Consider the following 14,875-nt stretch of genomic DNA (forward strand, 5'->3'; position numbering starts at 1 on the left):
TGCTCTACACCGCCACCGCGAAGTGTTGCTCGATTACGGTCCTGATGTCCTCGTGGCATCCCCCGCATCCCGTTCCCGCCCTGGTGCTGGCCGAGACATCGGAGACAGATGCACAGCCGTTCACCACTGAATCTGCCACCGATCCCCGGGTGACCCCCGCGCAACGGCAGAGTGTCGCGTCCGGTCCGGGAGGTATCGCCGCCACGACTCCCTCGGCGCTGTCGAGCCGCAGCAGACTGGAGCGGTCAGCTGGGAGCTCACTGCCGCGTTCAAAAAGCAGCACCAGTTCGGCGCCGGTCCGTGGCATCCCCACGCAGACCAAGCCTGTCAGGACACCATCGCGGGTAACCATCTTCACGTAGCGTCCGTGCCCCGGGTCCGCCCAGACCGCCACGGCCAGCCCCGCCTGAACCGTCCAGGGATCCGCGTCCGTTTCGCCGGCCGTCACGGCGTCCACGCCGCGGGCTTTCAGCACCAGGACGGCGTCGCGTCGCTCCGGAAGCCTAACGGCTGGGGCTGGCACACCGGCGAATTCGGCCGCCCATGCCAGGCCGAGGTAGTCCGCCTGTTGCCAGCCTGGACCGATCAGTCCCTGGGGGGCGGTGTCATTCATGCAGGCCTGGCAGGAACTGTCCCGGCAACGCACCTCGGCGCAGTCCCCGATCGCCCAGATGCCCCCCGCATCGACCGCGCGCAGCGTGTGATCCACCAGCACACCGTCGGCGACGTCGAGGCCGCATCCCTCGGCGAGTTCCGTCCGCGGCCGCACACCACACGCGAGGACAAGCCTCCCGCCGTCGACCCTCGTCCCGTCCTCGAGGTCCAATCCCGCGAACCGGCCGTCCGCCAGGTGCACCCCGGTCGAGGTGCCGGCGACGACGGCGATGCCTGCGTTTCGTAGCGCTGCCGCAAGAACCAGGGCCCCTTCACCCAGAAGCCGTTCCATCGGTGAGCGGCCATGGTGCACGAGGGTGACCCGGCCGCCCTCCTCGGCTGCGGCGAGGGCCGCCTCGATGCCGAGAATGCCGCCGCCCAGCACCACGATGCGTTCCCGCGAGGCGAGGGCGGTGGCCACGGCGCGGGCATCATCGAGGTCGCGTAGGAAACTGACTCCCGCGGGTAAGGTCTGCGATCCGTTGTCGCGTTCGTCCATGCCCTCGAGGCACGGCAGGATGGGGCGTGAGCCGGTCGCGAAAACCAGCCGGTGATAGTCGATCGCCTCTCCGTCCTCGAGCAACACCCGCCGGGAGGGGCGGTCCACCCGGGCTACCCGGGCGCCGAGACGAACATCGATGCCCAGGGCCATCAACGCAGCCGGGTCGGCCAACCCGATGGCGGCCTCACGGCTACGGCGGACGGCCACGTCGGCGACGAGCACCCGGTTGTAGGCGGCCTCCTTCTCCTGACCGATGACCGTTACGGCGACCTTTCCGGCGGCGACGAGTGGCTCAAGATGTTCAACGAGCCGGGCCGCGACCGGGCCGAAACCCACGATGACGATCCGCTCCGGGGCACCAGTATCAGGGTTACTCATGCGTTGACCTCCAGCTTGTCTGCCAATGACTGGGACGGGTGGGTAGCCAGAGCCGCCACCCGTACCGGGGTTGTCTTGAATTCAGGCATTCCGGAGATGGGGTCGGTCGCGCTGCCCGTGAGCCGGTTCGCGCTGCCTGCCTCCGCGTAGTGGAATGCCAGGAAGACCGTGTCCTGCCGGATGTCGGCCGTGAGATCCGCCAGGGCGTGGGCTTCGCCGTTCTCACTCGTGATGACCACACGATCATCCTGGGCAATGCCGAGGTCATCAGCCGTGGCGGGATGAAGTTGCAGCCGCGGCTCGGGTTGAGCCGACAGCAATTCGAGTACTCGCCGCGTCTGGGTGCCGGACTGGTAGTGCTCGAGGAGGCGGCCGGTCGCGAGGAGCAGCGGGGCGGGAACACGGGAGCCGGTTGTCGCGGCCAGCGGGGCAACCCGTATCAGAGCGGCTCGCCCGCCCGGATGTGCGAATGCGTTGAGGAAGAGCCGGGGCGTGCCGGTGCCGCCCGATGGGTAGGGCCAGTAAGCGGCTGTTCCGCCGTCAAGCAGATCGTAGTCAAGCCCTGAGTAGTCGGCGAGGCCGCCGGCGCTGGCCCGGGCGAGCTCGTTGAACATCGTCTCGGGGTCCTCGCTGAACAGCGATGGAGCTTCCAGGAGCCGGGCGAGTTCCTGCATGATCCAGAGCTCGCTGCGGGCGCCTTCAGGAGGTGCCACGGCGGCCCGGCGGCGGAGGGCGCGGCCCTCAAGGTTGGTGATGGTGCCCTCCTCCTCGGCCCACTGCAGGACCGGGAGAACGACGTCTGCCAGCGCAGCGGTCTCGGACAGGAAGAAGTCGGAAACGACGAGCAGGTCCAGTGAGCGCAGTCCGGCGATGACCGTCGCCGCGTTCGGCGCTGAGACGGCGATGTTGGCCCCGTGCACGAAGAGGCACCTGACGCCGTCTGGACGGCCCAGCGCCGCGAGGAGTTCGACGGCGGGAAGCCCCGGGCCGGGGATCGCGTCCTCGGGCACTCCCCACACGCTGGCCACGTGAGCCCGGCCGGCTGGTTCGGTAATCTTCCGGTAGCCCGGCAGCTGGTCGGCCTTCTGGCCGTGCTCGCGACCGCCCTGGCCGTTCCCCTGCCCGGTCAGTGTCCCGTAGCCGCTGTGGGAGGTGCCGGGTAGCCCGAGGAGGAGGGCGAGGTTGATGGCCGCAGTCGTGGTGTCCGTGCCATCAGCGTGCTGCTCAATGCCCCTGCCGGTGAGGATGTAGGCACCTGAACCACCGCTGGCTCCGCTACGTGCGCCTCGCGCGAGCAGCCGTGCAGTCGCCCGAATGGACGCAGCAGGAACGCCCGTAAGGCTCTGGACGCGCTCGGGCCACCAGCGCGCGAGGCCCCGAGCGACGTCGTCGTGCCCAATGGTCCGCTCTTCAAGGAACGCGCGATCCTCCAGGCCCTCGGCGACCACCACGTGGGCGAGCCCGAGGAGGAGCGCGAGGTCAGTGCCGGGGGTGGGCTGCAAGTGGATGCCCTTACCCTGATCGGTGAGGCGGGCCGTCGCGGACCGTCGGGGGTCGACAACGATGAGCCCGCCCGCGCCTTGGGCGCCGCGAAGATGCTGCACAAAAGGCGGCATCGTGTCAGCGGCGTTCGACCCGAGGAGGAGCACTACCGAGGCTGCGTCGAGGTCCTCGACGGGGAAGGGGAGGCCGCGGTCGACGCCGAACGCCCGGTTCCCGGCCGCCGCCGCAGACGACATGCAGAACCGGCCGTTGTAGTCGATGCGGGAGGTGCGCAGGGCGAGACGGGCGAACTTGCCAAGTGTGTAGGCCTTCTCGTTGGTGAGGCCTCCGCCGCCGAACACCGCCACGGCGTCCCGTCCATGATCGGCCTGGATGGCGCGGACGCGGTCGTTGATGAGCTGCAGGACGTCATCCCAGGGGGCCTCCCGGAGCACGCCGTCGGTACCACGGAGCAGCGGCGCGGTCAGGCGGTCCGGGTGGCGGAGCAGATCGGCTGCAGACCAGCCCTTCCGGCACAGGCCGCCCCTGTTGGTGGGGAAATCCCGGCCACCGACCCTCACCCCGCTGTCGGCGGTGGGGGCGCTGACAGTCATCGCGCACTGCAGCGCGCAGTAGGGGCAGTGTGTGTGCTGTCCGGGGTCGGTTTGTTCCATGGTGATCAGACCTTGCCGAGCGTCGAGGAGCGGCGTAGGTAGCAGAACCAGGTGACGACGAGCATCAACACATACCCACCGACGAAGCCGTAAAAGGCGAAGTCGTAACTGCCGGAGGCACTCTTTGAGGCGTTGAGGACCTGTGGGATGAGGAAGCCTCCATAGGCGCCGATCGCCGAGATGAGGCCGAGCGCAGCAGCGGATTTACGGGCTGTGCTGACCGATTCCCGCAGATCAGTCTGTCCTGCTGCGGCTCCTCTCACCGCGAAAATTATGGGAATCATCCGATAGGTGGCGCCGTTGCCGGTTCCAGCGGCGGCAAAGAGGACGAGGAAGAGACCGAGGAAGAGCCAGAAGTTGGCCAGCGGAAGAGTCCAGACAACCGTGAGGGCGACCGCGGCCATGACGGCGAAGGCCGCGACCGTGATTAATGCTCCGCCGAAACGGTCAGCGAGGCGGCCACCGAAGGGCCGGGCTAGGGAGCCGACCAACGGTCCGAGGAAAGCCAGCGACAGGGTGACCGGTCCCATCGCGAGGGTGGAGAAGGCGGGGAACGAGTCGACGATCAGTTTCGGGAACACCCCAGCGAACCCGATGAAGGAGCCGAAGGTGCCGATGTAGAGCAGGGACATGATCCAGAAGTGCGGTTCGCGAAGGGCCGCGAGGGACCCCGCAACGTCGCTCCTCGCGTTGGACAGGTTGTCCATGTACTTCCACGCGCAGAAGGCGGCGACGAGAATCAGAGGTACCCAGAGCCAGCCGGCCAGCGGCAGATTCAGGGTAGCGGCAGCGCCAAGTGCGACGGCGATTGGCACGACGAGTTGTGCGACGGCGGCGCCCAGGTTGCCTCCGGCGGCGTTCAGGCCGAGCGCCCAGCCTTTTTCACGGGCCGGGTAGAAGTAGGTGATGTTCGCCATCGAGCTGGCGAAGTTACCGCCACCAAAACCTGCCAGTGCTGCGACAGCGAGCAGGACACCGAAGGGCGTGTCCGGGTTCGAAACGCAGACAGCCAGCCCGATGGTGGGAATCAGGAGAAGCAGTGCGGAGATGACCGTCCAGTTCCTGCCACCAAACCGCGGAACCATAAAGGTATAGGGGATCCGGAGCGTCGCCCCGACGAGGGACGGCATCGAGATTAGCCAGAAGATCTGCGACGTTGAGAGGGTGAAGCCGGCCGCTGGCAGGTATACGACAACGATCGACCACAGTTGCCACACCACGAACCCAAGGAATTCGCACAGGATGGACCACTGCAGGTTGCGCTTGGCGATGGACTTGCCCACGCCATTCCACTGGGTGGTGTCCTCGGCGTCCCAGTTGTCGATCCACCGGCCGGGCCGATGGATCAAGGGCGGTGCGGTCGTGGCGGCTGGAGCGCTCAGGGCCGCCGGTGCTGCTTCGTCAATGCTCACGGAGACCTCCAGGGTTGGTGTTTCTATTTCCCTGACGGTACGGAGCCTTCGTTTCCACCCATGGCGTGCAACGTAAACGCCCCGTGACGTTCACCTATCCGCACTCGAAGGGCATTGTGAGAACTTCTCCGCCGAAAACGTGGGCATCCTGGACACGGTGAGTAACATGTTACTCATGGCGACGACGCTCACAGCACCCACCTCCCTGGTTTCCGAACTCCAGTCCCGGGGCGTCCCCGACGTACGGGTGGATCCGACGTCACGGGCCACCTACTCCTCCGATGCGTCCCTCTACCGGGTGCAGCCCACCGCCGTCGTCTTCCCCCGCCACCTTGATGAGGTGCTGGCCACCCTGGAGGTCTGCCGGGAACGCGGTATCCCCTTCACCTCCCGCGGCGCCGGCACCTCACTCGCTGGGAACTCCATCGGCGCCGGCGTGGTGATCGACTTCAGCCGCCACCTGAACCGCGTGCTGGGCTTCGACGCCGAAGCCCGCACGGCCGTCGTCGAACCGGGTGCCGTGCACGCCACCCTGCAGAAGGTTGCCCTGACGCATGGCCTGCGTTTCGGACCCGACCCGTCCACCCACACCCGCTGCACCGTCGGCGGGATGATCGGCAACAACGCCTGCGGGTCGCGGGCGCTCGCCTACGGGCGCACCGCCGACAACGTGACGCACCTCGACGTCGTCACCGGTTCTGGCTCCCGGCTCTACCTCGGCGCTGACGGCACGCCGTCGTCGCCGGAAACCGACGCACTCCGGTCGCTGGTGGGCGCTGAACTCGGCACCATCCGGACCGAACTCGGCCGCTTCGGCCGGCAGGTCTCCGGCTACTCCCTCGAACACCTGCTTCCGGAACGCGGCTTCGACCTGCGTCGGGCGCTGGTCGGCAGTGAAGGCACCCTCGCCGTCGTGCTCGAAGCCGGGGTGCGGCTCGTCGCCGACGCACCGCACAAGACCATGGTGGTGCTCGGGTTCGAAACCATTGGCGACGCCGGCGACGCCGTCACCAGCGTCCTGCCGTTTAGTCCCACCGCCTGCGAGGGCCTGGACTCGCGCATCGTCGAAGTGGTGCGGACCCGGAAGGGACCGCAGGCGGTGCCGGAACTGCCGGGCGGGGCGGCCTGGCTGTTCGTCGAAATCTCCGGGGACGACGCCGTCGACGTCGCTGATCGCGCGGGACGGCTCAGTGCCATCGAGCAGGCGAGGCATGCCCGGATCATCACCGACCCGCGGGAAGCCCTAGCGCTCTGGCGGATCCGCGAGGACGGCGGCGGGCTTGCTGGCCGGTCACCAGCCGGCGCACCCGCCCACGCCGGGTGGGAGGACGCCGCCGTGCCGCCGGAACGGCTGGGCGACTACCTCCGCGAATTCGACGACCTGCTGCTCACCCACCACCTGACCGGCTTCCCGTTCGGCCACTTCGGCGACGGGTGCGTCCACATCCGTCTCGACTTTCCCCTGGCCCACGACGGCACCACCGTCTTCCGCGCCTTCCTCACCGACGCTGCGAAACTGGTGGCCCGCTACGGCGGCTCCCTCTCCGGTGAACACGGCGACGGCCGCGCCCGCAGCGAGCTCCTGCCCTACATGTACTCGCCGGCAGCCATCTCCCTGTTCGGGAAGGTCAAGGGCATCCTCGACCCGGATAACATCCTCAACCCCGGTATCCTCGTGAACCCGGAGCCGCTGGACGCGAACGTCCGGGTGGCCGAGGCAGGTCCGCTCCGATCCAGGCTGGGCTTCGGGTACCTGCACGACGACGGCGACTTCAGCCAGGCGGTCCACCGCTGCACCGGCGTGGGGTTGTGCCGGGCGTCGCACGCGGACAACAGCTCGGTGATGTGCCCGTCCTACCTGGCCACCCGCGAGGAAAAGGACTCCACCCGCGGCCGGGCACGGGTGCTGCAGGAAATGATCAACGGATCGGTCACCGGCGGCACGACGGGCGGGGCACCGAACTGGCGGGCACCCGAAGTGCACGAAGCCCTCGACCTCTGCCTGTCCTGCAAGGGCTGCGCCTCGGATTGCCCCACCGGCATCGATATGGCTGCCTACAAGGCCGAGGTGCTGCACCAGAGCCACAAGGGAAGGATCCGGCCGGCGTCGCACTATTCCCTGGGCTGGTTACCGCGCTGGGCGAAACTGGCGTCCTTCGCCCCCAAACTCGTGAACGCAGTGGTCCGGTTACCGGGCGTCCGTCAGCTGGGGCTCCGGTTGGCTGGCGTCGACCAGCGGCGCTCCATCCCCGCGTTCGCCCCGCAGACCTTCCACTCCTGGTTCACCGCACGGTCCAGCGCCCAGGCCAGCACCGGTGCAGGTGGCAATGGCGGCGAGAACCGGCCGCAGGTGCTGCTCTGGGCGGATTCGTTCACCAACAATTTCTCGCCTGAAGTAGGCCAGGCGGCGGTGCGGGTGCTGGAAGCCGCCGGCTATGAGGTGATGATCCCCGACGCGCCGGTCTGTTGCGGTCTCACCTGGATTTCCACCGGTCAGCTCGATGCCGCCCGGAGGATCCTGCGCTCCAGCGTCACGGTGCTGGGGGAGTCGGTGGACCAGGGCATCCCGATTGTTGGCCTGGAACCGTCCTGCACGGGGGTGTTGAGGTCCGACGCCGTCGAGCTGCTTGGGCAGGCGACGGCCGGTCGGGTGGCAGCGGCCACCCACACCCTCGCCGAGTTCCTCGCGAAGGCCCCCGGCTACACCCCACCATCGCTTGACGGAACCACGGTTGTTGCGCAGCCGCATTGCCACCACCACGCAGTGATGGGTTGGAGCCCCGACGCCGCTCTCCTCGAAGGGGCCGGAGCCACCCTGCAAAAGCTCGGCGGGTGCTGCGGCCTTGCCGGCAACTTCGGCGTGGAGCGTGGACACTACGACATTTCGGTGGCGGTCGCCGAGCAGCAGCTCCTCCCGGCAGTCCGGGGTGCTGCGGACGACGCCGTCGTGCTGGCCGACGGGTACTCCTGCCGGACCCAACTTGAGGATCTCAGTGAGCGCCGCGGCATCCACCTGGCGCAACTCCTGGACCCGGCCCGACCCGAGGGGTAACTAGTGGGTGGGGCGGACCCGCCGTCCGCTGATCCTGTCAGCGGTGATGCCGAAGAAGAGGTTGCGTTGGCCGGGGGCCCACGGCTCGTCAGTGGGCCGACCCCACAGCGTCTTCAGCAGCTCAGGGTCGGTGACCCGCTCCACCCTGCCGTTGACCAGGATGGTCCAACCGCTCCGGGCAACCGTGTCGATGTGGTCGAGCTGGAATGCTCCCCGTTCCAAACCGCTGCGGGCGATTACACCGTCTTCGGCGGTGCGAAAGTACACGCCCCGGTCGTAGACGATGCAGTTCAGGGGAAATATTGTCACCAGCCCCTCGTTCAGGAACCCGATCCGCCCGGTGGTCTGCCCGGCCAACAGGGCCCAGCATTCGTCGGTGCTGAGCGACTCGGAGGCGCGGAGCAGCCCGGGGGCGTCCCAGAATTCGTCGTTCACGGTGGAGGAGCTCATTAATGTACCTTTCCGGCGCTCAATGGTGGTGTGGCGGGCAGTTAGCGACGGATTCCCTTGAGGAAGTACAGCACCGGGCCAACGAAATTGAAGGCTATCGCTATCGCCCACAGACTCTTACGCCCATTGATCTGAGCCTCCGGTCGATTCGTCAGGTCGGTCCAGGCAGTGGCAGCAAGCGACAGCTGCACAGCCGCCAGGGCGAGGATCGCAGACTGTTGCCTCGCGGTCAGATCGCTCCATTTACGGGGCTTCTTCCCCCTGAATGTGATATCCATTTCCCCACCGTAGCTGCAACAAGTCACCCAGGATAAGGGTCTTTCGGCACTGGAACGGCAACCGAATTGCCATCAAGCTGAAGCCCATGAGTGAGACATCCGTCCTTAACCCTGCCCAACTGTCGACCATCAATGCGTGGTGGCGGGCGGCCAATTACCTGTCAGTGGGACAGATCTACCTCATGGACAATCCGCTCCTGAAGGAACCGCTTGAACCGGAACACATCAAACCCCGGCTACTGGGACACTGGGGGACGACCCCCGGGCTGAACTTCATTTACGCCCACCTGAACCGGGTGATCATGGCCCGCGACCTCGACATGATCTACATCATGGGACCCGGCCATGGCGGGCCGGCGGCCGTCGCCGCAGCCTGGCTCGAAGGGACCTACAGCGAAACCTACCCGGATATTTCCTTCGACGGCGACGGGATGCGGCGCCTGTTCCACCAGTTCTCGTTCCCGGGCGGTGTTCCCAGCCATGTGGCACCGGAGACCCCCGGCTCCATTCACGAGGGCGGCGAGCTGGGGTATGCACTGTCCCACGCCTACGGTGCGGCGTTCGACAATCCGGATCTCACCGTCGCGGCGATTATTGGCGACGGCGAAGCCGAGACCGGCCCGCTCGCCGCAAGCTGGCACTCCAACAAGTTCGTTGACCCGACGCGGGACGGGGCTGTCCTGCCGATCCTGCACCTCAACGGCTACAAGATTGCCAACCCCACAGTCCTCGCCCGGATCAGCCATGAGGAACTCGACGCGCTGCTGCGCGGCTACGGCCATACCCCCCACTATGTGGAGGGCTCCGACCCGGAGCAGATGCATCAGGACTTCGCCCGGGTCCTGGATGTCTGCCTGAACGAAATCCAGGAAATCCAGCACCGCGCCCGGATCGAGGGTGACGGTCATCGCCCGCTCTGGCCCATGATTGTGCTGCGCTCGCCGAAGGGCTGGACCGGGCCCGCCGAGGTCGACGGCGTGAAGGTGGAAGGCACGTGGCGCGCGCACCAGGTGCCCTTCAGTAAGGCGCGCGAGAACCCGGGGCACCGGAAGATTCTTGAAGAGTGGTTGCGGAGCTACCGTCCGGAGGAGCTGTTCGACGACGCCGGCGCCCCCGTCCCCGCCATTCGCCAGCTTCACCCGGTTGGCCCACGCCGGATGAGCGCCAACCCCCATGCCAACGGCGGGATGCTGCTCCGGGACCTCACGATGCCCAACTTCCGGGACTACGCCGTGCCTCTTAGTGCTCCCGGAACCGGCGCTGTGGAGTCCACCCGGGTGCTGGGCACATTTCTCCGGGACATCATGTCGTCGAACATGGACTCCTTCCGGGTGTTCGCCCCCGATGAGAACAACTCCAACCGCTTGGATGCAGTGCTGGAGACCACAGACCGGACGTGGAATGCCGAGGTGGTTCCCGGCGACGATCATCTGGCGCGTGACGGCAGAGTCATGGAAATCCTGTCCGAGCACACGTGCCAGGGGTGGCTGGAAGGCTATCTCCTCTCCGGCCGCCACGGGTTTTTCTCCTGTTACGAGGCGTTCATCCACGTGATCGATTCGATGTTCAATCAGCACGCCAAGTGGCTGAGCACCACCAACAGCATCCCGTGGCGGCGCCCGGTCGCCTCGCTGAACTACCTGCTGACCTCGCATGTCTGGCGGCAGGACCACAACGGGTTCTCCCACCAGGATCCGGGCTTCATTGACCATGCGGTCAACAAGAAGGCGGACGTGATCCGGGTGTACCTGCCGCCGGATGCAAACACCCTGCTGTCGGTGGCCGACCACTGCCTGCGCAGCCGTCAGTACGTGAACATCATCGTTGCCGGCAAGCAGCCCCAGTTGCAGTACCTGGACATGGAGGCAGCAATCCAGCACTGCATCAAGGGCGTCGGTATCTGGGAGTGGGCAAGCTCCGACGCTGGACTGGAACCCGACGTCGTCATGGGCTGTGCCGGTGATGTCCCAACAATGGAAACCATCGCCGCCGTCGAGATGCTCCAGAACTATTTCCCGGACCTCCGGATCCGGGTGGTCAACGTGGTGGATCTGATGAGGCTGCAGGACCAAAGCAGCCATCCGCACGGCCTGTCCGGACCTGAATTCGATGCGGTGTTCACCCAGGACAAACCGGTGATCTTCGCGTATCACGGCTACCCGTGGCTGATCCACCGCCTGACCTACCGCCACACCAACCATGACAACTTCCATGTGCGCGGGTACAAGGAGGAGGGCACCACCACCACACCGTTCGACATGTGCGTGATGAACCAGATCGACCGGTTCAACCTGGCCATTGACGTCATCGACCGGGTGCCCCGCCTCCGGGACGTCTCTTCCCATGCGCGCGAGGAACTGAAGGACAAGCTGATCAGCCATCACCACTACATCCGCACCGCCGGCGAGGACCTCCCCGAGGTAAGGAACTGGCAGTGGTCCGCTAGGACCTAAGCCTGCGGAGTTCACCCTGACCCCGGCCGCTTTCACCCAGATGTGGTCAGCGGCCGCCGGGATGGTGGCGAAAGCAGATCCTTAGCCCCGGGGTCTCCGGGAGATCATGATATTTCCGGGTGCGTGGTGCAGGATGGTTTGCGCGGTCGAGCCAACCGCGCCCAGGAAGTTCCCCTGACCCGTCTCGCCCACCACCATTATCCTGGCGGTTGTTGCAGCCTCAAGGAGGGTGCCGGAGACTGAATGCCCGGTGACCAGCACCGACTCGAGCTCGATGCCGGGCGCGGTCGCCCGGGCGCGGATCGCCGCGTTCGCGAGGATCTGCATGGCCTGCACGTCAGACCCCGGGTAGGAGTTGTTACGCCCAAAAAGGCGGACGTCGTCGCGAACGTGCAGGAGCTTCAGGGGCGCCTTCCATACGGTGGCCAGCGCGATGGCGTCGTCCAGCGCGGTGTCACTCTTCGGCGAACCGTCGAGGCCGATCAGCACAGGTCCGGCGGGGTTCGCCTGTGAGCGCACCACCACAACGGGACAATGAGCGGTTCCTGCCAGCTTGAGACTGACCGATCCGACCAGCAGACCCATGAATCCGCCCAGCCCGCGGCTGCCCACCACCACCAGGTGGGCGGTGCGCGACATCCGGTCCAGGATCGCCGAGGAGACCCCTGAGACAAGGCTCGTTTTCACCTCAAGGTCGGGGGCGAGCTTTTTCGCCTCCGCGAGGGCTTCGGCCACAATCGCCTCGGCCGCGTGCCTCAACCCGCTGTCAGCCACGCCTTCCACCGGCCCCAGGTCATCGGTGAACAGCGGCCAGATCCAGCAGTGCACCAGATGCAGGCTCCGCTCCTCCAGCACCGCCTGCCGGACGGCCCACTCGAGTGCCAGGCGTGCCTGATCTGAACCGTCGTAGCCAACGACGATGCTGTGCTTCATTCGGTGCTGCTTCCGCTAGGGGGAGAGTGCTTTTCTGGTCCATGGGCGATCAATACGGGGCAGGTGGCGTGCTCGGCGACCGCCGAGCTCACCGACCCCAGTAAAAGTCCGACGAACCCGCCGTGCCCCCTGCTGCCCACGATGAGCATCTCGGCGTTCCGGCTTTCGTCAAGAAGGACACCGGCCGCCGGTCCCTGGCGGGTTTCGGAGGCGATAAACGGTGGCGGTTCGCCGTCGAACGCCTTGTCCAACGCGGTGGACAGGATGGTCCGGGCGACGCTTTGTGGGTCCCACCCCGTGATGGGGAACTCGTAATAGGTGAATGGTACCTGCCAGGCGGCCACTGCAGTGATGGAGCCGGCGACGGTGGGAACCAGCCGGGCCGCCCATTGCAGCGCGAGAACGGACGACGGCGACCCGTCGACGCCGACGACGATGTGGTGCTCCATGACTGCCCTTCCCGGCCGATGTCAACTGTTTTCCCAGCGTCGTGCGTCCGGGTGGGCCAGTCCAGAGGCTTTGGTCCTGCAACTGTCGGGGAATCTAGGCGGGAGGTGGGACAGCGGCGGGTGTTTCCCGGTTACGGGAGACGTGGCTGCGGGCGTGCTCGATGGCGGGTTCCAGGGAGGTGAAGAGATGGTTGCGATGTCGGAGGGACTCAAGCACCCCCACCTTGGTGATCAGGCGCAGGTGGTGCTCCTGGACCCCCTTCACGAGCACGGTGATGCCGCGCCGTTCAAGTGTAGTGATCAGCTCCGAAATGACTTTCGCCCCGGTCGCGTCAAGGGACTGCAGCTGGGACATCCGGATGATGACCACCTCGACATTGTCGATGTCGCTAACCCGTTCCAGGACCCGCTCGGCGGCGGCGAAGAAGAGTGCACCCTCGATGCGGTAGACGGCAATCCGCGCGTCACCGTCCTGGGCAGGGCCGGTGATCTCCTCGCGGTGCACCCCGCCGGATTTCACCAGCGCCCGTAGGGCGAAGAACGCTGCTGCCAGCACTCCGATGCCCACTGCCTGGATCAGGTCGAAGGAGACGGTGACGACCGCTGTGACGAGGAGGACCACGGTGTCCCCGCGGGTCGACCCGACGACGCTGCGCAGGGTGGAGAACGAGACCATCCGGACTGCCGTCACCATCAGGACGCCAGCGAGGGCGGCCAACGGTATCCGGGACACTGGCCCCGTTGCGAGGTAGACCACGAACAGGAGGATGAGGGCATGGGTGATGGCGGCGAGCCGGGTACGGCCACCCGAGCGGATATTTACGGCGGTCCGGGCGATCGCACCCGTTGCAGGCATGCCGCCGAAGAATCCGGACGCTACCGATGCCAAGCCCTGCCCGAAGAGCTCGCGGTCCGCGTCATAGGGGCCGGTGTCGGAGATGGAGGTGGCCACTCGCGCGGACAGCAGCGACTCGATCGCGGCGAGGATCGCGATGGTGGCGGCCGGTCCCGCCAGCATGACGATGAGTTCCCAGTCCCAGCCGGGCACGGTGGGGGCGGGGAGGGAATCCGGAAGCGCGCCGATGCGCGCCACCGGCAGGGCGAGCAGTTCCGCCAGGAGGCTGGCCGCGATGATTGCGATGATGGAGCCGGGGATGCGGTGGTGGATCCGCGGTGCCACCACCATGACGAGCGCGACGAGCGCGACGAGTGCCGCAGCCGCCAGGAACTCGGCCGTCGACGAGCCGCCGACCGCCTGCAGCGCGGAGATGGCCGCATTGCTGCTGGGGCCGGCGTCGGCGCCCATGGCGGCGGGTACCTGCTGCAGGAAGATGATGATGGCGATCCCCAGGGTGAAACCCTCGATGACGGGCCAGGGCAGGAAGGACACCACGCGCCCCAGTTTCACTACCCCGGCGGCGACCACCATCAGCCCGGCCAGGACGCTCACCAGCGCCAGGGCCTGGATTCCGTGGGTCGTGATGACGGGCCCCAGCACCACGACCATCGCCCCGGTCGGACCGGAAACCTGGACATGCGAACCGCCAAAGATTGCCGCGACCAGGCCCGCAACGACGGCGGTGATGAGGCCGCTGGCCGCCCCGGCGCCCGAGCTGACGCCGAACGCCAGTGCCAGGGGCAACGCGACAATCCCGACTGTGAGGCCGGCAATGAGGTCCCCCTTCCAGGTGCGGGGCAGCTGGGCATAGTCCTTCATTGAGGGAAGCAGGGCGTGGAGTGCCGGGAGGACCCTCACTGGGTGTCTCGGGCAGCGGGTGAAGGGCCGGGGGGAACCGCTGATTCAAGGTTCACCTTGGTCACCTGGAGCATGTTCTCAAGGAGCCCGCGGGCCACCGCCAGCAACTCCGCCACGAGGGGATCGGCAAGGGTGTAGAACTGCTGGAGTCCCCGGCGGTCTGACGTCACAAGTCGATAGCGCCGCAGGACTGACAGGTGCTGGGACAGGTGGGAGGCCTCCAGCCCCGTTGCCGAGAGAAGATCGGACACTGACACCTCGGGTGAGGCGGAGAGGAGCTCAAGGACACGGATGCGCACCGGATGAGCGAGCCCTTTGAAGAGGTTCGCCTTCACCTCGTAGAGGGGGGCGCGGAAGTCACCGAATCCGGACGGCTGGCGTTTCTGATCCATCGACACACTG

The 14,875-nt window shown here is 66.8% G+C and carries 11 protein-coding genes; 2 read left to right on the top strand and 9 right to left on the bottom strand.

Annotated features, from left to right (window positions below; all coding sequences use genetic code 11):
• Positions 1–4: 4 nt before the first annotated feature.
• The 3 genes from H4V95_RS01905 to H4V95_RS01915 are packed head-to-tail and all read right to left on the bottom strand — an operon-like array spanning position 5 to position 5,102.
• Positions 5–1,534, bottom strand: coding sequence for an FAD-dependent oxidoreductase (locus tag H4V95_RS01905; protein ID WP_209728478.1), 1,530 nt, complete (start codon positions 1,532–1,534; stop codon positions 5–7).
• A complete protein-coding gene (locus tag H4V95_RS01910; RefSeq protein WP_196867625.1) occupies positions 1,531–3,690 on the bottom strand; it encodes a molybdopterin oxidoreductase family protein in 2,160 nt (719 codons plus the stop codon). The genes H4V95_RS01905 and H4V95_RS01910 overlap by 4 nt, the downstream gene beginning before the upstream one ends.
• Positions 3,691–3,695: 5 nt before the next feature.
• On the bottom strand, positions 3,696–5,102 hold the full coding sequence (locus tag H4V95_RS01915; protein ID WP_196867626.1) for an MFS transporter: 1,407 nt from the start codon (positions 5,100–5,102) through the stop codon (positions 3,696–3,698).
• 166 nt (positions 5,103–5,268) lie between these two features.
• On the opposite strand from H4V95_RS01915, the gene H4V95_RS01920 reads away from it, so the two are divergent.
• Positions 5,269–8,154 (top strand): FAD-binding and (Fe-S)-binding domain-containing protein, encoded by a 2,886-nt coding sequence (locus tag H4V95_RS01920; RefSeq protein ID WP_245345826.1) that lies wholly within the window; start codon positions 5,269–5,271, stop codon positions 8,152–8,154.
• On the opposite strand, the gene H4V95_RS01925 is transcribed toward H4V95_RS01920, so the two are convergent.
• Positions 8,155–8,604 (bottom strand): pyridoxamine 5'-phosphate oxidase family protein, encoded by a 450-nt coding sequence (locus H4V95_RS01925; RefSeq protein WP_196867627.1) that lies wholly within the window; start codon positions 8,602–8,604, stop codon positions 8,155–8,157.
• Positions 8,605–8,645: 41 nt separating this feature from the next.
• Positions 8,646–8,882, bottom strand: a complete 237-nt coding sequence (locus H4V95_RS01930) for a PLDc N-terminal domain-containing protein (RefSeq protein WP_196867628.1) — start codon at positions 8,880–8,882, stop codon at positions 8,646–8,648.
• An 86-nt stretch (positions 8,883–8,968) separates the two neighbouring features.
• On the opposite strand from H4V95_RS01930, the gene H4V95_RS01935 reads away from it, so the two are divergent.
• Positions 8,969–11,335 (top strand): phosphoketolase, encoded by a 2,367-nt coding sequence (locus H4V95_RS01935; RefSeq protein ID WP_196867629.1) that lies wholly within the window; start codon positions 8,969–8,971, stop codon positions 11,333–11,335.
• A gap of 81 nt (positions 11,336–11,416) precedes the next feature.
• Here the strand turns inward: H4V95_RS01935 and H4V95_RS01940 are convergent, their stop codons facing one another.
• The 4 genes from H4V95_RS01940 to H4V95_RS01955 form a co-directional block, all read right to left on the bottom strand.
• The gene (locus H4V95_RS01940; protein ID WP_196867630.1) at positions 11,417–12,268 is read right to left on the bottom strand and encodes a universal stress protein; all 852 of its coding nucleotides are present in this window, start codon (positions 12,266–12,268) and stop codon (positions 11,417–11,419) included.
• On the bottom strand, positions 12,265–12,717 hold the full coding sequence (locus tag H4V95_RS01945; RefSeq protein WP_196867631.1) for a universal stress protein: 453 nt from the start codon (positions 12,715–12,717) through the stop codon (positions 12,265–12,267). Before H4V95_RS01945 ends, H4V95_RS01940 begins: the two co-directional genes overlap by 4 nt.
• Before the next feature lie 94 nt (positions 12,718–12,811).
• Positions 12,812–14,473: a SulP family inorganic anion transporter gene (locus tag H4V95_RS01950; RefSeq protein WP_312883913.1), complete on the bottom strand. Its 1,662-nt coding sequence runs from the start codon at positions 14,471–14,473 to the stop codon at positions 12,812–12,814.
• Positions 14,470–14,865, bottom strand: a complete 396-nt coding sequence (locus tag H4V95_RS01955; RefSeq protein ID WP_196867633.1) for a helix-turn-helix transcriptional regulator — start codon at positions 14,863–14,865, stop codon at positions 14,470–14,472. Before H4V95_RS01955 ends, H4V95_RS01950 begins: the two co-directional genes overlap by 4 nt.
• Positions 14,866–14,875: the final 10 nt, after the last annotated feature.

The organism is Arthrobacter sp. CAN_C5 (genome assembly GCF_017875735.1).
Lineage (GTDB): Bacteria > Actinomycetota > Actinomycetes > Actinomycetales > Micrococcaceae > Arthrobacter_D.

Excerpts from the sequence above, each read along its gene's own strand:
- H4V95_RS01905 (WP_209728478.1), bottom strand. The coding sequence starts at position 1,534 with ATGAGTAACCCTGATACTGGTGCCCCGGAGCGGATCGTCATCGTGGGT.
- H4V95_RS01910 (WP_196867625.1), bottom strand. The coding sequence starts at position 3,690 with ATGGAACAAACCGACCCCGGACAGCACACACACTGCCCCTACTGCGCG.
- H4V95_RS01920 (WP_245345826.1), top strand. The coding sequence starts at position 5,269 with ATGTTACTCATGGCGACGACGCTCACAGCACCCACCTCCCTGGTTTCC.
- H4V95_RS01925 (WP_196867627.1), bottom strand. The coding sequence starts at position 8,604 with ATGAGCTCCTCCACCGTGAACGACGAATTCTGGGACGCCCCCGGGCTG.
- H4V95_RS01930 (WP_196867628.1), bottom strand. The coding sequence starts at position 8,882 with ATGGATATCACATTCAGGGGGAAGAAGCCCCGTAAATGGAGCGATCTG.
- H4V95_RS01935 (WP_196867629.1), top strand. The coding sequence starts at position 8,969 with ATGAGTGAGACATCCGTCCTTAACCCTGCCCAACTGTCGACCATCAAT.
- H4V95_RS01940 (WP_196867630.1), bottom strand. The coding sequence starts at position 12,268 with ATGAAGCACAGCATCGTCGTTGGCTACGACGGTTCAGATCAGGCACGC.
- H4V95_RS01945 (WP_196867631.1), bottom strand. The coding sequence starts at position 12,717 with ATGGAGCACCACATCGTCGTCGGCGTCGACGGGTCGCCGTCGTCCGTT.
- H4V95_RS01955 (WP_196867633.1), bottom strand. The coding sequence starts at position 14,865 with ATGGATCAGAAACGCCAGCCGTCCGGATTCGGTGACTTCCGCGCCCCC.